18 protein-coding genes are annotated in these 17,814 nt (G+C 63.7%); 8 read left to right on the forward strand and 10 right to left on the reverse strand.

Translation table 11 applies throughout. From position 1 onward, the window contains the following. Positions 1–36: 36 nt before the first annotated feature. On the reverse strand, positions 37–1,146 hold the full coding sequence (locus AB7535_RS12805; RefSeq protein ID WP_439036404.1) for a DUF937 domain-containing protein: 1,110 nt from the start codon (positions 1,144–1,146) through the stop codon (positions 37–39). Between the two features lie 878 nt (positions 1,147–2,024). On the opposite strand from AB7535_RS12805, the gene AB7535_RS12810 reads away from it, so the two are divergent. Further along, positions 2,025–2,291, forward strand: a complete 267-nt coding sequence (locus AB7535_RS12810; RefSeq protein ID WP_439036405.1) for a DUF3551 domain-containing protein — start codon at positions 2,025–2,027, stop codon at positions 2,289–2,291. 53 nt (positions 2,292–2,344) lie between these two features. On the opposite strand, the gene AB7535_RS12815 is transcribed toward AB7535_RS12810, so the two are convergent. From AB7535_RS12815 to AB7535_RS12830, 4 genes are all read right to left on the reverse strand, one after another. Continuing rightward, on the reverse strand, positions 2,345–3,319 hold the full coding sequence (locus AB7535_RS12815) for an ABC transporter substrate-binding protein (RefSeq protein WP_439036406.1): 975 nt from the start codon (positions 3,317–3,319) through the stop codon (positions 2,345–2,347). A gap of 54 nt (positions 3,320–3,373) precedes the next feature. Then, the gene (locus tag AB7535_RS12820; protein ID WP_085399213.1) at positions 3,374–3,730 is read right to left on the reverse strand and encodes a PilZ domain-containing protein; all 357 of its coding nucleotides are present in this window, start codon (positions 3,728–3,730) and stop codon (positions 3,374–3,376) included. A gap of 322 nt (positions 3,731–4,052) precedes the next feature. Then, on the reverse strand, positions 4,053–4,301 hold the full coding sequence (locus AB7535_RS12825; RefSeq protein WP_135216116.1) for a hypothetical protein: 249 nt from the start codon (positions 4,299–4,301) through the stop codon (positions 4,053–4,055). A gap of 116 nt (positions 4,302–4,417) precedes the next feature. After that, the gene (locus AB7535_RS12830; protein WP_439036407.1) at positions 4,418–5,380 is read right to left on the reverse strand and encodes an alpha/beta hydrolase; all 963 of its coding nucleotides are present in this window, start codon (positions 5,378–5,380) and stop codon (positions 4,418–4,420) included. A gap of 125 nt (positions 5,381–5,505) precedes the next feature. Between AB7535_RS12830 and AB7535_RS12835 the strand changes: the two genes are divergently transcribed. Next, positions 5,506–6,183 carry a nitroreductase gene (locus tag AB7535_RS12835; RefSeq protein WP_208086504.1) on the forward strand — a complete coding sequence of 226 codons (678 nt, stop codon included), beginning with the start codon at positions 5,506–5,508 and terminating at the stop codon, positions 6,181–6,183. Between the two features lie 452 nt (positions 6,184–6,635). Here the strand turns inward: AB7535_RS12835 and AB7535_RS12840 are convergent, their stop codons facing one another. From AB7535_RS12840 to AB7535_RS12850, 3 genes are read right to left on the reverse strand one after another with little or no spacing between them, the layout of a single operon-like run. Further along, complete coding sequence (locus AB7535_RS12840; RefSeq protein ID WP_439036408.1) at positions 6,636–7,757, reverse strand: HD-GYP domain-containing protein; 1,122 nt, start codon at positions 7,755–7,757, stop codon at positions 6,636–6,638. A gap of 49 nt (positions 7,758–7,806) precedes the next feature. Beyond that, on the reverse strand, positions 7,807–8,139 hold the full coding sequence (locus tag AB7535_RS12845; protein ID WP_028152715.1) for a PilZ domain-containing protein: 333 nt from the start codon (positions 8,137–8,139) through the stop codon (positions 7,807–7,809). Next, positions 8,136–9,242, reverse strand: a complete 1,107-nt coding sequence (locus AB7535_RS12850; RefSeq protein ID WP_439036409.1) for a DUF2336 domain-containing protein — start codon at positions 9,240–9,242, stop codon at positions 8,136–8,138. The genes AB7535_RS12845 and AB7535_RS12850 overlap by 4 nt, the downstream gene beginning before the upstream one ends. 303 nt (positions 9,243–9,545) lie before the next feature. Between AB7535_RS12850 and AB7535_RS12855 the strand changes: the two genes are divergently transcribed. The 3 genes from AB7535_RS12855 (at position 9,546) to AB7535_RS12865 (ending at position 12,196) form a co-directional block, all read left to right on the forward strand. After that, entirely contained in the window at positions 9,546–10,475 is a 930-nt protein-coding gene (locus AB7535_RS12855) for a helix-turn-helix domain-containing protein (RefSeq protein ID WP_439036410.1), read from the forward strand. A gap of 51 nt (positions 10,476–10,526) precedes the next feature. Next, positions 10,527–11,117, forward strand: a complete 591-nt coding sequence (locus AB7535_RS12860) for an NADPH-dependent FMN reductase (protein ID WP_439036411.1) — start codon at positions 10,527–10,529, stop codon at positions 11,115–11,117. Between the two features lie 113 nt (positions 11,118–11,230). Next, a complete protein-coding gene (locus AB7535_RS12865) occupies positions 11,231–12,196 on the forward strand; it encodes an acyltransferase family protein (protein ID WP_161495764.1) in 966 nt (321 codons plus the stop codon). 15 nt (positions 12,197–12,211) lie between these two features. Here the strand turns inward: AB7535_RS12865 and AB7535_RS12870 are convergent, their stop codons facing one another. Continuing rightward, positions 12,212–14,293, reverse strand: a complete 2,082-nt coding sequence (locus AB7535_RS12870) for a methyl-accepting chemotaxis protein (protein ID WP_231144926.1) — start codon at positions 14,291–14,293, stop codon at positions 12,212–12,214. A gap of 134 nt (positions 14,294–14,427) precedes the next feature. Next, entirely contained in the window at positions 14,428–14,868 is a 441-nt protein-coding gene (locus tag AB7535_RS12875) for a DUF1810 domain-containing protein (RefSeq protein ID WP_063983602.1), read from the reverse strand. A gap of 192 nt (positions 14,869–15,060) precedes the next feature. On the opposite strand from AB7535_RS12875, the gene AB7535_RS12880 reads away from it, so the two are divergent. From AB7535_RS12880 to AB7535_RS12890, 3 genes are all read left to right on the forward strand, one after another. Then, positions 15,061–16,044 carry a DUF2778 domain-containing protein gene (locus AB7535_RS12880; protein ID WP_063986406.1) on the forward strand — a complete coding sequence of 328 codons (984 nt, stop codon included), beginning with the start codon at positions 15,061–15,063 and terminating at the stop codon, positions 16,042–16,044. A gap of 64 nt (positions 16,045–16,108) precedes the next feature. Further along, positions 16,109–16,366 (forward strand): hypothetical protein, encoded by a 258-nt coding sequence (locus AB7535_RS12885; protein ID WP_014495671.1) that lies wholly within the window; start codon positions 16,109–16,111, stop codon positions 16,364–16,366. 177 nt (positions 16,367–16,543) lie between these two features. Continuing rightward, positions 16,544–17,635, forward strand: a complete 1,092-nt coding sequence (locus AB7535_RS12890) for a TRAP transporter substrate-binding protein (RefSeq protein WP_063983601.1) — start codon at positions 16,544–16,546, stop codon at positions 17,633–17,635. Positions 17,636–17,814 lie beyond the last annotated feature (179 nt).

A 17,814-nucleotide genomic window follows, 5' to 3' on the forward strand; every position in this document is an offset into this window, starting at 1 on the left:
GTGTGGCGAGTTTATTGCGTGTGACGTCTCTGGCTTTCAGGCTTTCGCCAACTGGTCGAGCTTGGCACGAAGATTGTCGATCACTGGCTTTGCGATCGTGCCGGCCGGTGTCGCCGAGACCTTGTCGCACATCTGATTGATGGCCGGCGCCGCCGCGACGATCAGCTTGGCAAGCGTGCGTCGTGCTTCCGGAGAAAGCTTGGCGGCTCGCGCCGTAACGCCATCCAGCTGTGAGATGGCGTCGTTGATCTTCGGCAGGGCCGCCTGCGCGCTGGCTTCATCGGTGATGGTCGGCAGTTGAGCCTGCAGCGTACCAAGGGACGAATTGACCTGGTTCGCCAGATTCACGCCGTCAACGGTCAGGTCCGCGGGCGCCATGCCCACAGTTCCGGTTGAGGGCCGCGTAATGTTTGTACTCTGAGCGACCGTCGGCTCGGTCGGACGCTGAAGCGCATATATGGCAAGTCCGGCAACGATAACGAGCGCGGCGAGCCAATATGGCCATTGCGTCCGGCCGGCGGCCATGGCGGCCTGGCTCGCGCCAGTAGCGCCGGAAACGCCGGCGATCCGGCTCCCTGTGGCGGCGGCCGTGGCCATTCCACTGCGTGCCTTGTCGATCAGGCCCGCGGCGCCGAGTTGATCACTGAGGCCCGATGGAATCGCCGCCATGATCTGATCTTTCTGCGAGCGCAGAAGCGACGCCAGTCCGTTTGCATCCATCCCGGCGTCATTCTGCTGCTTGCCGAGCATACCCAGGACCAGCGGCCCGACCACGGCGAGTAACGACTTGCCGCCGCCAGCGCCCATTCCCGCGAAACTGCCGATCGCCTGGGCCATGGTATCCAAGGTTCGGCCTCCAAGCAGTCCGGACAACATGCTCGAACCCGTCTGAGCCAGGTCCGGGGCGCCGGCGTTGCGCAATATATCCATGGGATTGGTGCCTTGCTGTTGTGACAGCAGTTTTGACAGTTGATTGGCACCGGCCGGGGTTCCGACCAGATCCGACAGGCTGGCCAGTATGGTCGGGATGGCCGCTATTGCGGCCTTCTGCGTCGCGCTTCGGTCCATCCCAAGAAAGGAGGAAATCTGCGCAATGACTTCAGGGGTCAGGAGCTGTTGTGCAGCTGAAATGAGATTGACGGCCATGGCGGTCTCTCCACTACGTTGCAGGTCTGTTGGTTGCCCCCTAATTCGCGAATTTGATGTGACAGGCGTCGATGGTTCCGAACGTCGCCTATCGCCCAAGTTGAGATTGCATCGATAGTTCGACTCCTTGATCCAGATCAAAGGTCTTCGGTACAGGGCAAATGCGAAGAGTTCGGCGCGAGATATCCAGTGCGCTGCGGCCCATCAGGCGGACCTGGTTGAGAGGCATCGATGTTTCGCTGACGGGCCAGGATTGGCTATCGGCTCCGAGCACCGCAATGCCCGCTAGCGGGCATGATGACACGCAGTGGGATTGTACCAGAAGACAATTGTCCGTCGCACGGACATCTACGTTACTGGCAGTGCGCGGGTGGGCTGCGGTCCGCGCCTCGATGACGGTCCCGGAACCTCACACTCAACCCAAGTCCGGGGCCGTCGTTTGGATCATCCAAATTGATCAGAAGGATCGTCGACCGCGTATCGAACTTCGCCAGTTTCTTGCTCGCAAGCCCTGGATGCGGGCGCGCGGCGCTAGCTTGCCCGCGCTGCGGATGTGAAGCCTCCCGCGAGAACGTTCAGCGGGGACGAGCTAGGGGATGCTCTCACCTGATTTGCGAGCAATGCGGAAAGACCAGTGATATTGCAGGATGGCGGCTGCAGGGGCTTTCCGAGCAAGGCTCAGGGCCACTTATCGGATGAGCTATGTCCGCCGGCCCGGGGCGAGCGCTGAGGTGCCGATATGGGCGCGACGGAATCGTTCCCCGCTTTCGTCGAGCGACGACGCAGGAGCTATGAAGCGTCGCAAGGCATCTCCTGTCTCCACATGAGCGGCGGTCAAACCGGAAAGCTTGGATGATCCATTTGGAGGAGACGGCGATGTGGATGCTCCGTTGGCTAATCCTGGGCGGTGCGGCGATCCTGGCGATCGCCTCGGCTACAGCCCAAACCTACGATCCCAGCCACCCGTCTGCCTTCAGAGATGGGAGTGGGGAGGCAGCACCTATTTCGAATGCGCTTATACGTCATGGGATCAATGCCGAGCGTCTGCGATCGGACTTTCCGCGATGTGCGTGGACAACCCGTATTGGCAGCGACCGCAGGCGAGGCTATCAGGCGGCCGCTTGCGTTCATCAACCCCATACTGATGCGCCCGGCGACAGTCTCCCAAGCGCAATTTTCGCGCGCAGCATTTCCGTTGCTATTCGATCACCTCGTCGGCTCGGGCGGACAGCGTCATGGGAATGTCGAGACCAAGAGCCTTGGCGGTCTTGAGGTTGATATTCAGGATCACATCCGTCGTCTGCTGGACGGGAAGCTCCGCCGGACGGGCCCCTTTCAGAATGCGATCAACATAGCCTGCAGCGCGTTGCCATAGTTTGAAAAGGTTGGCCGAGTACGACATCAATCCTCCTCTCTGAGCCGAGTCGCGGAATGGATAGATCGCCGGCAAGCGCCGCTCTGCAGTGAACTCGATTAGGCGGGGAACGAGGGGTATCAGCGATGGATCGTCGGTGACGACGAGACCATCGAAGCCTCTCTCCCCAAGCGCGGCGAAGCTGTTGTCGATGTCCGCGCGCCGTATCGAGAGAGCCGTCAGCTCGATACCGAGACCGGGCGCCGCCTTCTGCATGAGTTCGACTTGGTTGGCGGTCGTCGGATTGTCAGGATTCCACAACACTGCGACACGGTGCACTTTCGGTGCCGCCTCCTTCAGCAGTTCCACCCACTTGACACCGTATTCGCCCGAGAGCTGCGACAGCCCGGTGATATTGCCGCCTGGTCGGGCAAGGCTTGCCACAAGACCGGCTCTGACCGGATCTCCGCTCATGCAGACGATCGGCACCGTGGACGTTGCACGTTGCGCAGCCTGCGAAATTGGTGTGCCTGGAGTCACGAGAACATCGACGTTGAGCGTGAGGAGTTCAGCGATCAATGCGGGAACGCGCTCCGGCTCTCCGTCGGCGTAGCGTTCTTCGAGCAGCAGGTTGCGCCCCACGACATATCCCAGGTCCGCAAGTCCCTGACGGAAGCCGGTCTGGTAGTACAAGTCCGTCCCGCGGACGCCACCCCAGACATAGCCAACCCGCGGCACCGCGGGTTGCTGCGCGTGGGCCGCGAGGGGCATGACGGTCACCGCAGCGCCGAGAAGCGCGACAAAATTGCGGCGTTTCATTCGGTCACCTCGCGACGCCCTACCGCTGCAATATGCACCCGCGCGGGCGAGGAGTCAGGTCGATACTTCCGGGCTAAAGACCCCGCCGCGGCACACGAGCCGGCGATCAAGTCGCACCACATTTGCGGGCGCGCCGGAATCGTTCGCTGCCTTTGGCGCGCGACGACGCAGGAGGAATAAAACGCCGCAGAGCGTCTCCTTTTTCCATACGACGCGGCAGTAGAAAATTCCGGAATGGCCGTCGAACGACAACACAAACTCGTCGGCAAATATGTAGTAAGGCGTGGAAATGCGGGCACCCAAGGCGTTGATATCGCGCACCAGGCACGGATGAGTCCCGTGAATTTCACCAAACGATAGCCGCGCGGCCCGGTTGATCGGTATGCGCTTCATTGCACGACGTTCGATCATGGCGAGATGCTCCCAATGAAAGACGATCGCACTCGACGAAGTCACTTTCCCGGTCCCGCCGATATCCGGAAAACGGCAATTCCCGCACGTTGATCTGTGCGGCTCACGCTAACAAGCAGCGTTGTTGTCTTATTAAAATTGGATCGAATTGGTGGTTAATTCGAACGGCTTGACGACGATTTTACTAGAGGACGTTCGTGCTTTCGACTTGGCCCGGCCATCTGATCTGTGCCGCACGGACACACATATGCGGATGCCCGGGACAGGCCCGGGCACGACGGAGTTGCAGAGTGTCCGTGCAGCAGTGGTGAACCAGCAGCGATCAGGCGCCGACCTCGCACTTCTTCATGAAGCTGTTCTTGGCGGCACCGGCAAGCGGCTTGCCGTCGGCGCTGACGGCCTTGGGCGTGCAAGCGTCGGCCTTGCACTTCTTCATGAACGAGGTCTTGGCGGCGCCGGCGAGCGCCTTGCCGTCCTTGCCGACCGCCTTGCTCTCGCAGGTGTCGTCCGCGAGGGCCGAGCCCGCTGCAAAGGTGGCGACGATCGCTGCGAGAAAAATCCGCTTCATCATGGGTGTCTCCCTAGGACAAAATTACCAAGCGGATTGGAACCGCGAATCGTGGCGCAATCAAGCAAGATCGATGCGCGCCACGACCGATGTCGCGGATTTTTCCATTCATCTGCGGTTCAGATTCCGCGCGCGAGCAGTGTCTTGAAATCGGCTCGCGCGCGCTGCGCCTCGGCCTTCGCGGCCGCGGAAGCATCGCCAAGGCCGAAATAGCCGTGGATCAGGCCGGGGCCCTCATGGTGCTTGACGCGGACGCCGGCGGCTTCCAGCGCCCGTGCATAGGCCGCGCCTTCGTCGCGCAACGGATCGAACCATGCGGTGGTGACGATCGCGGGCGCGAGCCCTTTGAGCGAAGCGGCGCGGAGCGGCGAGACCCGCCAGTCGGCGGCATCCTTGGGATCGGCGAGATAGTGGCCGCAAAACCATTCCATCGTCGCGCGTGTCAGAAAATAGCCGTCGGCATTCTCGGTGCGTGACGGATAGGGCGCGTTCTCGCGCGCATCCGCGTAGCCCCCGACGACGTCGGCCACGGGATAGACCAGCAATTGTGCGGCCAGCTTGATGCCGGCATCGCGGCAGGCGATCGCGGTGGCGGCTGCGAGATTGCCGCCGGCGCTGTCGCCGGCAACGCCGAGACGCTTTGCATCGCCGCCAAATTCCGCGACGCGGTTGAAGATGTCACTTGCGGCGGCGAACGCGTCCTCGAAGGCGCCGGGAAAGCGCGTTTCCGGCGGGCGCCGATAATCGACGGAGACGACGACCGCGCCGGTTTCGATCGCGAGATTGCGCGCCTGCCGGTCGTGGGTTTCGAGATCGCCCGCGACCCAGCCGCCGCCGTGGAAGAAGACTACGGTTGGCGCAGGATTGGGGCCGACGCGATAGACACGTGCATCGAGCGGCCCGGCGCCGCCTTTCACCTTGATATCCTGCACCGTGTCGACGGGGGGCGGCGGCACATCCGCACGCGAGGCAGCCAGTGCGCGCAAGGCATCGCGCGCGCTCTGTGGCGTCATCGTGGTGGGATCGCGCAGCGGCAGCAGCGGAATGATCTGGGCGATGACGGGATCGAGCGGTGCGGGCATTTGCGGGTCCTCGCTGGGTTCTTGGTCTTGCTTGCGGGGTAGCATAGATTTGGCGTACCGCATCGGCAACCGGTTACGCGTTACAATTGCAATGCCGCGGAATGAACGGTCAGGGAGGTCAAGAGTTGGAATTCGAAACGCTGGTCCAGTCGCGCCGCAGCGTGCGCGGTTTCAAGCAGCAGCCGGTGCCGCGCGCGGTGATCGAGGCGATCATCGGGAGCGCCAAGCGCGCGCCGTCGTCGATGAACACCCAGCCCTGGCATGTGCATGTGCTCACAGGCCCTCCGCTTGAAGAGCTGCGCCGCCGCAACATGGAGGAGATGGTCGGCGGCGCCAAGGTCAAGCGCGACATCATCAGCCACGGCGAATACCAGGGCATTCATCGCACCCGGCAGGTCGACATCGCCAAGAAGCTGTTCGGCGCGATGGGGATCGCGCGCGACGACAAGCCGATGCGGCAGGACTGGGTGCTGCGCGGCTTCCGCCAGTTCGACGCGCCGGTCTCGCTGGTGCTGACCTATGACCGCGTGCTGGATCCCGGCGCGGTCTGCCATTTCGATCTCGGCGCGCTCTGCTACGGCATCGTGCTCGCGGCCTGGGACCGCGGTCTCGGTTCGGTGATCAACGGGCAGGGCATCATGCGCTCCGACATCGTGCGCGAGGTCGCGAAGATTCCGGAGGACGAAGTCATCATGACATGTGTGGCGATGGGGTATCCCGACGACAGCTTCGCCGCGAACGCCGTTCGCTCCGATCGCGAGGGCAACGACGATTTCGTGCGTTATGTCGGCTTTGCCGACTAGTGCGGGAAGTCACTGATGCGCAGAGCCGGCTGACGCTGCGAGCCGACTAACGCGGAGAGCCGGCTGAGGTGGAGGAGAGGAGATTATTCTCTCGTCGATTTTTTTGATGCTGAGCCGTTGGTGGCCTCTTGCAATCTCGATCGCGCGGGAGGAACAATACGCGGAGTGAAAGGTTTGTTGCTGGCGCGAGGGAATCGACATGCGGCGGCTGGCTAGCCTGGTTCGACGGTTCTTCGGTCCGCGACCGCGGTATCCGATTGATGATGATCCAAATCTGCCCTTCACACCCGATGAGCTCGGCAAGCTGATCCGGAGTGGCAGACGCGAGGACATGAAGCTGCTTGCGGAAGGACTGGCCTCCCGGTCGATTTCGCACCGCGCCAAATACCGGGCCACGCACTAAGCGCGGTTCGTGACGAGGTCCTCGCTGCGGGATCGCCCAGCCTGCGCGGTCATCGCGTGAGCGCAACCTCCTTGAACGAGGTTACGAGGGCCTTCTCGAGTTTTCCGGTCATCCCGCAAAGAATGTTGTAGGCCTCGGTGCGCGGCATCGTCGGCTTGTAGTGCCGGTGTTCGATCAGCGCGGCGAAGATGTCCGAGATCGTCAGAATGCGGACGATGTCGTTGATGCTCTCGCCGCACAGCGCGTCGGGATAACCGCTTCCGTCGAGATATTCGTGATGATGCCGCACGGCGTCGAGAATCTCGGGCGAGATTTTCTCGTGATCCTTCAGAAACTCGTAACCCGCTGCCGGATGCTTCTCGATCATGACGCGTTCGTCGGTGTCGAGGCGGCCGGGCTTGTCGAGGATCGCAAGCGGAATCTGCGCCTTGCCGATGTCGTGGAACATTGCTGCGGAATACAGCCGCTCAAGATCGGCTCGCCCGACGCCGAGGCTCAGTCCGAAGTCGATCGCCACGCCGGTCACGAGCAGGCAATGCTGGTAGGTTCCCTCATGGTGACGCCGCACCGTGGCAAGCCATTCGGACAGGCCGTGCTCGGTGATGCGGTCGGCGATCCTGCGGCCCGCTTCCTTCGTGCCGTCGACGTCGAGGGGCTCGCCGAGCGTGACGGCCGTGAACATCGAAGCGATGGCGGTTGCCGCGGCTTCGACGGCGTTGTCCGGTTGCGGTGCGTCACTTGAGCCAGCAGAGGCCAGCTCGGCCGGGTCAGCCAGCGCTGCCAGCAGCTTGCTCTTGTTGAGCGCCCCGGGAAGAACGAGGGTGGCGCCGAGTGCGTAGGCCTGCGAAATGCCGACGTGAGACGAGTGCTCGACGAGGAAGATGCGCTTCGTGGCTTTCGCCAGCTTGCCGGCGCGCTTCTTGATGGCCGCGATGGTGCCGACGTCACGCAGCTCCGCGCGAACGACGACCGCGAATGGCACTTGTGACAGCCTGGCTTCCGCATCGAGTCGTTCGCCAGCGACGGTAAATTGCCGTTCGAGGGCCGAGCAGACGCCCGCCAGCTTGTCGGACGAATCGGCCAGCACATGCACAAACGGGCGAACCGCTTCCGTCGTTCGGACGCCGCCGTCGTTTTTGGCGGGGCTGGATATGGTTCGGGCACTCTGCACGGCGGACCGGACTATGATGACATTGAATGAGCTCGATGAATTCTGGAGCCTATTTGCTCGGCGTGGAGTTTGGCGCGGCAGCCGCTTTCGCGCTCGCCGGCTTCTTCTTGCCGTCTGCGGTGATGAAGTGCACGCCGGCCATGGTGCCGTCGATCCACACCAGTTCGCACCGCCGGTAGGCAAGACCCGTCGATGACAGCAGCATGAAGAACTCCTTGGCCTGGAGTACGTCGAGCGTCCCTTCGACCTCGATCTTGGCGCCACTTTGCGACACGTCGAGCAGGAAGCAACTGCGTCGCCAGGTGCCGTCGGAGCCCATCAGATTGACAGCCTGCTTGTGATCCATCCGTACGCGAAGCGCCTTTCGACCGTCGAACCTCATCGGTTAACCCCCATTTTTGTGCCGCGATGTCCCGCATCGCTTGGGTTGGCACTCGCTGCAATTTCCCCCCAGCGCACTGTCCATTGGCTGGTCGACAAGAGAAGCGCTTCGAAAATCTGCTGCGCCCGTTCGCGCTCGACGAAGGAGAGCCGTGAGCCGCTGCGGTTGCTCAGGATCGCAAGCGTGGTGGCCCAGTTCAGCCGTGCGGCCCGGCAGGCCATGACGAGGCCCTCGCAATCGTCATCGGTCATGACATGCTCCACGATCTCGATCGGCGCGCCGGAGAGCACCGAGAGCGCCGTGAACAGATTGGCCGTCTCGCCGCGGATCGTGAAGCGGTTGACGGTGGAATCGTTGAGCTTGCCGACTCGGCTGAGGGCGACGATCTCCGGCCTCGCGCTCGCATAGTCGGCCGGGCAGGGCAGCTTGGGCGGAACCGGCGCGGCTTGTCGTGCGGGTGGAATGGCGGATGCGTTGGCCTTGGCCGGCGCCTTCGGGGCAGGTGACACGGAGAGCAGTTTCCGGACGACCAGGTCGGGCGTGCCGGGCCGCAGCACCAGCGCCTTTGCAATCTCGCCGTCCGGATCGGCCCTGGCGATCAACGCGGTGTAAGCTGCCTCGGAGAATTGGGTTCCCGGGTTCTCGATCAGCGCAAGGCAGATCGGGCCGCCGCGCTTGATCAGCGCCTCGGCCACTTCAGGCTCGATCGAGTTGCGCGCGGCGATCGCGCGTTGGTGCCGCTCGCCGCACGAGGCCGCGATCGCCGCGAGATCGGCGGCGGAGACTGCCTGCGATTTGAGGAGGACAGGACAGGCCACGTCCGGGTCGTCGTGCGAGGCAAGGCGCTGCAATGTCTCGGGCGGGGCCACCTTGAGCTCGGCAAGCGCCGTGCTGAGTTGGACGAGCGCCTTGGCCTCGACGCGTTCCGTCAATCGCAGCAGAACGCCGTCAACCACGCCGGCGAGCAATTCCTGAGGCCGGTCGCGGCTACCGGTGAGCAACTGCACAATGCCGGATAGGATGCGTGCACAGCGGTCCGGCGGGCAACTAGCGACCGCCTGTTCCAGCTCAACCAGAATATCAGCAGGCAAATTTGCCATCATGGCAGGGGCCTGACTCAAAAAAAATCGCGACTATCCAATGACCTTCATTCCGCCTGACATGCGTTAATTTGAAATTTAGAGCTTGATCGACGGGGTATCAGCGCACCGCTGGCGGCGCTGGAAACGCTATCGAAATTCGGCGAGACTCGATGCGGCGACTTGTCCTTTGAACGGGACCCTCGCCAACTGAACGAGACGAATTAGGATGATTCTTTCGGTCGAACGGGACAACCGAAAGGGGGAAACTCGGGCCGGCATCGCCGCCGGACGCGCGTTGGTTACGACGCGACGTTTCACATTGCCATGAACGATATTGCGCCCAGGGTATTTCGCTTCTCCGACGTCGATGAATTTCGAAATGCCATACGAGGCCTGAATTTCGAGTTCACGCCCTTCGTACGGAGGATTTCGGCCGAGCAGACCATTCTGTCGCTGCCCGGTTGCGACGTGAATTTCACGCGGGCGTTTCCCCGCGTCGTCGACGCGCAGCTCGTCGAGAATTGCACCGCCATCGGATTCACGATGGATGAGCTCAACGTGCCCATCCGCTTCAACGGCTCGCAGCGGGCCCGACCGGTCATCGTCATCGGCAGCGGCGGCGCCGCCTACACCACCATCGAGGAGGTGGAGCGGCAAATTGCCTCGGTGGTGTTCAGGCCGGGGGTGACGGATCGCGGCTGGCCGCACGCGACATCCAGCTTCAAAATATTTGAAACGACGGCCGCGAGCCTGAACCGGCTGCGCAGCCTGGTCCAGGAGGTGCTGGCTGCTGCGTCGGAGCCGATCGGAGCCGCGGACGTGCCGCTGAAGGCTGCAGCCATGAAGGAGTCCCTGCTTGGCGCCGTCGACGACGCATTCGAAAGCGTCGTTGCCGCGCGATGGACCCTGCGTCCCAATGACGAACGCAATTTCAGGATCTTCCGGGAGATCCGCGCGCTTCTGTCCGACGACCTCTCGCAGCCGATCTACAGCGAGGAGATCGCGCGCAAGCTCAACCTGTCCGTCCGCACCCTGCACGACGTCGTCCGCCGCTATCGCGGCATGAGCCTGCATCGCTATTTGCGCCTGCGCCGGTTGTGGCTGGTGCGTCAGCGCCTGCTCGCCGGTGCCGACAGCGTCAAGGCCGTCGCACTGGCGTTCGGCTTCTGGCATCTCAGCGACTTCTCCAGAAGCTATCGCGACCAGTTCGGCGAGACGCCGTCGCAAACGCTGGAGCTCGGACGACAACGGTAGCGCGGCAAATCGGTTGAGGCCGTACCGCCGTTTCGTGCTAGCGTCCCGGCCATGAGCAATCGCATCCTCGTCCTCTACGGCTCCTACCGTTCCGACCGCATGGGCGTCCGCCTTGCGAATTTCGTCATCGATCGCCTGCGCCAGCGCGGCGAGGAGGTCGAGTTCATCGACGCCAAGGCGATCGGCCTGCCGATGCTCGACCGCATGTACAAGGAATATCCCAAGGGGACGGCACCCGAGGCGCTCGAGAAGCTGGCGGGGCAGATCCGCGGCGCCGACGGCTTCGTCTTCGTCACCGGCGAATACAATTGGGGCATCCAGCCTGGCCTGAAGAACCTCACCGATCACTTCCTGGAAGAGTGGTTCTGGCGCCCGGCCGCGATCGTGAGCTATTCGGCCGGCCGACTGTCCGGCGCACGCGCCTCGACCGCCTGGCATGGCACGCTGTCGGAGATGGGCATGGTCGTGGTGTCGAGCACCATCGGCGTCGGCCCGATCGCGCAGACGCTGTCGGCCGAGAGCGAGCCGATCGGCGAGGGCGGCAAGGCACTGGAGCGCTCGTTCCCGCGCTTTGCCGACGACCTGCTGTGGTGGATCGAGGCCGCCAAGGCGCAGCGGACGCGCAAGGCGCCGCCGTACTGATGCCGTATGCTGTTCCGCGCAGGGGGACGGTTGCCGTCAGCGATCTGCCGCGCCAACCATTCAGCCCAATGGAATTGCGTGAGAATTCGGCGTTTCTGCCGCGACTTGAGGCCATGCGTGGCTATGCGGCCCTGTCGGTGCTTGCGTTTCACGCCTGCATGCTGTCTTGGGACATGGTCGCGACCGGAATGGCGCCGGTCGTCGTCTTCTTCGTGCTCAGCGGCTTCCTTCTCGCGCGATCGCTGGATCGAGATCCCGATCCGGTCACCTTCGTGCGTCATCGCCTGTTCAGGCTGCTCCCTGCCGCTGTCGCGACGGTGCTCCTGCTGACGCTAGCCTATCAAACCTTCGGCTTCTATATCGGCTTTCTGCCCTCGTTCGACCCGTTCAACGTCGTCCTCAATGCGCTCCTCATCAAGAGCGACATCAACGGCGTGATGTGGTCCCTGACCGTGGAGTGCGTCGCAGTTCCGGTGATCCTGATATCCCACGCTCTGCTGAGGCGTCATGGCACGACCCCGGTGTGGCTCCTGGTCACCTTTCTCTTCGCAATTGCGTTCTGGGGACCCTATGTTCACTTGCTGGGCGGCTTCACCAATCTTGCGCCGCTCTACGCGTTCGTCGTTGGCTTGCTCGTACAATCAAGCCGGACCACGCTGACCAGGGGATCGCAACCACCTTGGGCAGCGACGATCGCAGCCATCGCTCTTGTTGTCCTGGTCATAGTGGCGGTTCGCAAGCAGACCGCCGTAACGATCGCGTTTGAAACGCTCTGCGCGTCCGTTCTGATTTGGCTTGCCGCCTTCAGCCCCGGCAAGCTCGTCGCACTGCGGCCGCTGGATCTCGATATCGCCCGGTTCTTTGGACGAATATCGTACAGCTTCTATCTGCTGCACATGATCGGGCTTGCGATCGCGACTCGTCTGCTGCCGGTCGAGCTGGATCCGGTCATCCGCGCAGCGGTCCTGTTCCTGGCAGCGTTGCTGATCACGACGCCGGCGGCCTGGCTGATGTGTCGCTTCGTCGAAGTGCCATTCATTGACCTGGGACGCAGGCGGATCGTGACAAGAGCGGCCTGATGCCGCCGGCCGCTCTTAGGCGGCCCTGACCTCACCGAGGAAGCGGTCGAACTGGCCGGCGAGATCGCGCGACTGGGTCGAGAGCTGCTCGGCGGCGCCCAGCACTTCCCTCGCGGCCGCACCGGTGTCGTCGGCGGCGCGCTGCACGCCCGATATGTTGGTGTTGACCTCCTGGGTGCCGCGCGCGGCCTCCTGCACGCTGCGGGAGATCTCCCGGGTTGCCGAGCCCTGTTCTTCGATCGCAGCCGCAATCGCGGTGCCGATCTGGTCGATCTCGGCGATGACGTCGGCGACGTTGCGGATCGCGTTCACGGTCTCGTCGCTTGCGGACTGGATCGCGGTGATCTGCTCGGAGATTTCGGTGGTGGCCTTGGCGGTCTGGCCCGCCAGCGACTTCACCTCGGATGCGACGACCGCAAAGCCGCGGCCGGCGTCGCCGGCGCGGGCGGCTTCGATGGTCGCGTTGAGCGCCAGCAGATTGGTCTGCTCGGCGATGCTCTGGATCAGCGTGACGACGTCGCCGATCTTCTGGGCGCCCTCGGCGAGCGCGCGCGCCGTGTCGCCGGTGCGGCGGGCGTTGTCGACGGCGCGGGCCGCGATCTCGGTGCTTTGTGCCACCTGCCGGCCGATCTCGGAGATCGAGGAGGTCAGCTCTTCGGTCGCGCTAGCGACCGTCTGCACGTTGGTCGAGGTCTGCTGCGAGGCGGCGGCAACGACCGCGGCCTGGCTGTTGGTCTGGGCCGCCGTCGAGGTCATCGACTGCGCCGTGCTTTCCATGGTGGAGGAGGCGCGGGAGAGGCCGCCGACGAGCTCGGTGACCTTGGCCTCGAATGCACGGGTGAGCCCGTCGAGCGCCTGGGCGCGGCGCATCTTGCCGTCGTTCTCGGCCTGCTTCTCCGCCGCGAGCCGGTCGGCCCGGATCATGTTGTCCTTGAACACCTGGACGGCGGAAGCCATCGCCCCGATCTCGTCGGAACGCTCGGCACCGGGGATCTCGTCCGCAACGTCGCCGTCGGCAAGGCGCGACATCCGCGTCGTCAGGCTGACGATCGGAGCGCAGACGCGGCGGCGGACCATCACGATCAGGCCGGCGCTGGCGATCAGCACGGCGAGGAGGCCGGCCAGCGCGATGGTGAAGCTGGTGCGCGCGGCGGAGGAAGCGCCGGCGAGGATCTGCTCGGCGTTGTCGTAGAAGGCGTCGCGGACGCCGATAATGGACCCGAGGCCCTTCTGGGACGCTACGTAGAAGGTCTCGACATCGTGTTCGTATTTGCCGCTGACGGCGCCGTCCTTGACGAGCTTCATCTCGCGGCCGAATTCCTCGACATAGTTCGAGTTCATCGTCTCCAGCGCCGCGGCGACGTTAGCCGGGGTTGCCGCATTGCCACGCAATTCCATCAGCGACATCACGATCTGGTCGTTGCGGCCCTGCATGCGGGCCATGTCGGCCTTCTCGGCGTCGTTGGCCACTTTCTTCGCGCCGACGAGGTTCTTGTGCACGCTGGAATTGAGGCCGCCGACGTCGCGCAGCGTCATGGCGATGTTGGCGTAGTTGGACTGGCGGTAGGCGTCCCCATTCAGGATCGCCATGCGGCGGACCTGCTCGTTGAGCAGCGCGGTGACGCCGGCATTGAGCACGGCATTGTCGGCGACGACCTTTTTGGCGGCGTCCTTGCGGGCATCCGCAGGTCCTGCGATCGCCTTGTCGATGGCCTCGCGGAGCGCGGTGAATTTCGAATTGATCGCGTCGATGTTGCTGCCGATGGTGGCACCGTCGTCGAACGGGCCAGGCAGCTCCTTGCGCAGCGCGTTCATCCGGTCGCGGGCGCCGTCGGTCTGCTTGCGCAGCTTGTCGTGCTCGGTGAGCTGCGCCGGATCGACCGTCGCTGGCCCGTAGAGGATGTTGGTGGCGAAGCCGCGCTCGGGGTTGAGGTAGCGCGGGATGTCGCTGGCGGCGCGGACGATCGCGAGTCGTCCCTGCGCTTCAGCGATCCTGTCCATCGTCTGGTACTTCGTCACGGCGACGTAGACGGCGAGGCCGCCGCCGACTGTCGAGAGCGAGACGATGGCGGTGGTCAGCAGCGTACCGATTTTCATGATCTGTCCGGCAATTGGCGCGGGGAAGAAAATTATTCTGCGCAAACGATAGGCAGCCGGTGTTAATCCGGAGTTTACGCTGCCGGCCGCCATGCTCCGCCTGCATGCGTCCATTCGTCTAGGCGTAGGTCGCGCTAGCGCGCCGGCCGATCGAGCCTGGCGAGCATCTCCAGCGTGGCACCGTCGCGCTCGCCTGCGAAATATCGGGCAAGCGCCTGGTCGAAGACGGGTTCGTCGGAGACCGCGCCGAACAACGTCATCGACGAGCGGAATTTGGCGTCATCGGGCGCGCCGAGGATCGCGTTGATGGTTCGTCCCTCGACGGCAAGCACGAGCGTGGTGCATTCAATGAGTCGCGGACCGAGTACGGGGTGGGCGAGGTAGGCTCTGGCCTCGGCGCGCGAGCCGATGGCGTAGCGCTGCGACATGGTGCTGAAGCCGAGGCCGGCGATCTGCGGGAAGACGAACCACATCCAGTGAGTCTGTTTCCGGCCCCGGGCCAGCTCCCCCTGGACGTCGTGAAAAACCGGGTCCTGGGCCCCGACAAAGCGCTCTAGGTCGAAAGGATCGGTCATTGGATACCTCAAGGGGGGGCTTGCCGGCCGCGATTATGCCTAAGTTTTGGCTCCCAATGCGATAGCTGGTATAGAGTCTCCGGACGGGGGTTGGGCCCCTCCGGGGGTTGATTTGGGGATCTGATGGTTTCCGACCGCGCAAGCGCCGAAAGGCTGTTGTCGCGCCGCCGTATTGGGCGAGCGGAGACGATACTGCTGTCTTTGGCAGCCGTCGCGCTGGCACTGGGAGCGGCCGCCTGGGTCGCTGACATGGGCGATTCGACGCCGCTGGTCACCGCCTCACTGCCTCCGGCCACCGCACTGCCTCCGGCCAATGGCCCTTCGTTTGACGACCGTTTCGCTTCAGTATCCAGCAGCCCGCCGGCCCGTGACTTCGGCCTGCGGACGCTGGAGCGCTCCGCGGTGAGCGTGGTCCAGCTCAAGCTGCGCGACGCCAAGGCGATGCTGGCCCAAAAACTCCAGGGCGACGACTGGCGCTCGACCCTGACCGGCTCGACCCTGACCGATGACGACCGGCACGTGGTTGACGAGACGAGGCCGTCGCAGCGCGCCGACGCCATCCCGGTGCCGCGCTCGCGCCCGGCCCAGGCAGACCTCGCGTCCCAGATCGCCTCGAGCCAGGCCTACGCCGAGACCAATCCCAGGGTCGACAACCGCAATTTCTTCGAAAAATTCACCGACAAGATCAAGCTGGCCTCGCTGACTCCCGGCGACGGCCTGCTCAGCAGGGCGCCTGATCTCGCCGCGCTCGGCTACGATTCACGCACGGCGGTCTATGACATCAAGGCCAAGGCGCTTTACCTGCCGAGCGGCATCGCGCTGGAAGCGCATTCGGGCATGGGCGCGCTAATGGACGACCCCGACCATGTCGACCAGCGCATGGTTGGCGCGACCCCGCCGGCGACTTACGATTTGAAGCCGCGCGAAAAGCTGTTCCACGGCGTCCGTGCCCTGCGCTTGACGCCCACTGACGGCACCAGTGCGCTCGGCCGCGTCGGCCTGCTCACCCATAACTACATGCTCGGGCCACGCGGCGACTCCAATGGCTGCGTCTCGATCAAGGACTATGATCGCTTCCTGAAGTCCTGGGACAATGGCGAGTTCAACCGCCTGGTCGTCGTGCCTAGCCTGCGCGGATCGGCGACCGTCTCGCAGCGCGCGAGCACCGACTCCTGATATTTGCTGGACGGCGGGGCTGCCGTTTCCCCTTCGTTAAGCCGACCTCGTCCAGAAGCAGCCCATGAGTGATCCCCAAAGTTCCGAGACCCCGCTGCGTACGACGTTCAAGATCAAGCTGAACGGCGACACGCTGGCGATTGCGACCGTCGGCCAGGCCTATCAATTCCTCACCAACTTCAAATCGGTCGAGTGGATGGAATTCCGCTCGCTCCATGAAGAGGCGGTCGCGGCGCTCGAGGGCGCCGCCGACAACGCCATGCTCGCGGTGCAGGCGACCAACGCCGTGCGCGCGCTGTTCGTGAGCGCGAAGCTGCTCTGAGCGGCCTTTCAACGCGCTCTCGTAGCCCGGATTGCGCTGCGCTCCATCCGGGCTATGGACGCCGGCAGGCCTTCCGCTCTCAGCTTGAACTCCGCTATAGGAACGGGCAAACGGTCCGCGAAGACCGTGGCCAGACCCCGATATGTTTGAAACTTACCTGCAGGGAGAGACCCCAACATGAAACGCCGTACATTCCTCAAGGGCGGCGCGGTCGCCGGCGCGACGACGCTGGTTGCTGCACCTGCGATTGCGCAAGGCGCGCCCGAGATCAAATGGCGCCTGACCTCGAGCTTCCCCAAGTCGCTCGACACCATCTACGGCACGGCGCAGACCTTTGCGAAATACGTCGCGGAAGCCACCGACAACAAATTCCAGATCCAGACCTTTGCGGCCGGCGAGCTCGTCCCCGGCCTCCAGGCGCTCGATGCCGTCAGCGTCGCGTCCGTCGAGATGGCGCAGACGCCGCTGTATTTCTACATCGGCAAGGAGCCGGCGCTGGCCTACGCCACCGGCGCGCCGTTCGGCATGAACCATCGCCACCAGGAATCCTGGTGGTATTTCGGCGGCGGCGCCGAACTCACCAACGAGGCGCTGAAGCCGTTCAAGACGCACGCCATCCTCTGCGGCAATTCCGGCACCCAGATGGGCGGCTGGTTCCGCAAGGAGATCAAGACCGTCGACGATCTCAAGGGCCTCAAATTCCGCATCGCCGGCATGGGCGGCCACGTGCTGGCCAGACTCGGCATCGTGCCGCAGCAACTCGCCGGCGGCGACGTCTATGCGGCGCTGGAGAAGGGCTCGATCGACGCCGCTGAATTCGTCGGTCCCTATGACGACGAGAAGCTCGGTTTCCAGAAGGTCGCCAAGTACTATTACTTCCCCGGCTGGTGGGAAGGCGGCGCGATGCTGCACATGATCGTCAATGACGAGAAGTGGGCGAGCTTGCCGAAGCAGTACCAGGCGATCGTCAATCAGGCTGCCTCGGCGGCCGGTGCCTGGATGCTGGAGAAATACGACAGCGTGAATCCGGCAGCGCTGAAGCGGCTGATCGCCAACGGCGCGGAGCTGAAGGCGTTCCCGCAGCCGGTGCTGGAAGCCTGCTACAACGCGACCCAGGAGCATCTGAACGAGCTCGCCGCCAAGAGCGATTTGTTCAAGCGCACCAAGGAAAGCCACGACGCCTATATGAAGGAGCTGCTGTTCTACACGCAGATCGCGGAAAACTTCTACGACAACTATCTGCTCAGCAAGATGCGGAATAAGACTTGATGACGAGCGGGGCGCGATGACTACGCCGCGCCCCGCTCTCGTAGGGTGGGCAAAGGCGCACTTGCGCCGTGCCCACGTTCTTTGCGTCACGTGCAATGGTGGGCACGCTTCCGCCTTCGCTCTTCGAGCTACGGCGGACAAGTCGCTTTGCCCACCCTACGGCACCTGTCGTGTGGCGC

This window comes from Bradyrhizobium sp. 956_D2_N1_4 (assembly GCF_052076025.1).
In the GTDB taxonomy this organism is placed as follows: domain Bacteria; phylum Pseudomonadota; class Alphaproteobacteria; order Rhizobiales; family Xanthobacteraceae; genus Bradyrhizobium; species Bradyrhizobium barranii.

Bases quoted from the DNA above. Each gene is read 5' to 3' on its own strand.
- AB7535_RS12860 (WP_439036411.1), top strand. From the start codon at position 10,527: ATGAGCAATCGCATCCTCGTCCTCTACGGCTCCTACCGTTCCGACCGC.
- AB7535_RS12830 (WP_439036407.1), bottom strand. From the start codon at position 5,380: ATGCCCGCACCGCTCGATCCCGTCATCGCCCAGATCATTCCGCTGCTG.
- AB7535_RS12875 (WP_063983602.1), bottom strand. From the start codon at position 14,868: ATGACCGATCCTTTCGACCTAGAGCGCTTTGTCGGGGCCCAGGACCCG.
- AB7535_RS12870 (WP_231144926.1), bottom strand. From the start codon at position 14,293: ATGAAAATCGGTACGCTGCTGACCACCGCCATCGTCTCGCTCTCGACA.
- AB7535_RS12825 (WP_135216116.1), bottom strand. From the start codon at position 4,301: ATGATGAAGCGGATTTTTCTCGCAGCGATCGTCGCCACCTTTGCAGCG.
- AB7535_RS12885 (WP_014495671.1), top strand. From the start codon at position 16,109: ATGAGTGATCCCCAAAGTTCCGAGACCCCGCTGCGTACGACGTTCAAG.
- AB7535_RS12805 (WP_439036404.1), bottom strand. From the start codon at position 1,146: ATGGCCGTCAATCTCATTTCAGCTGCACAACAGCTCCTGACCCCTGAA.
- AB7535_RS12815 (WP_439036406.1), bottom strand. From the start codon at position 3,319: ATGAAACGCCGCAATTTTGTCGCGCTTCTCGGCGCTGCGGTGACCGTC.
- AB7535_RS12890 (WP_063983601.1), top strand. From the start codon at position 16,544: ATGAAACGCCGTACATTCCTCAAGGGCGGCGCGGTCGCCGGCGCGACG.
- AB7535_RS12845 (WP_028152715.1), bottom strand. From the start codon at position 8,139: ATGAGGTTCGACGGTCGAAAGGCGCTTCGCGTACGGATGGATCACAAG.
- AB7535_RS12820 (WP_085399213.1), bottom strand. From the start codon at position 3,730: ATGATCGAACGTCGTGCAATGAAGCGCATACCGATCAACCGGGCCGCG.
- AB7535_RS12850 (WP_439036409.1), bottom strand. From the start codon at position 9,242: ATGATGGCAAATTTGCCTGCTGATATTCTGGTTGAGCTGGAACAGGCG.
- AB7535_RS12865 (WP_161495764.1), top strand. From the start codon at position 11,231: ATGCGTGGCTATGCGGCCCTGTCGGTGCTTGCGTTTCACGCCTGCATG.
- AB7535_RS12855 (WP_439036410.1), top strand. From the start codon at position 9,546: ATGAACGATATTGCGCCCAGGGTATTTCGCTTCTCCGACGTCGATGAA.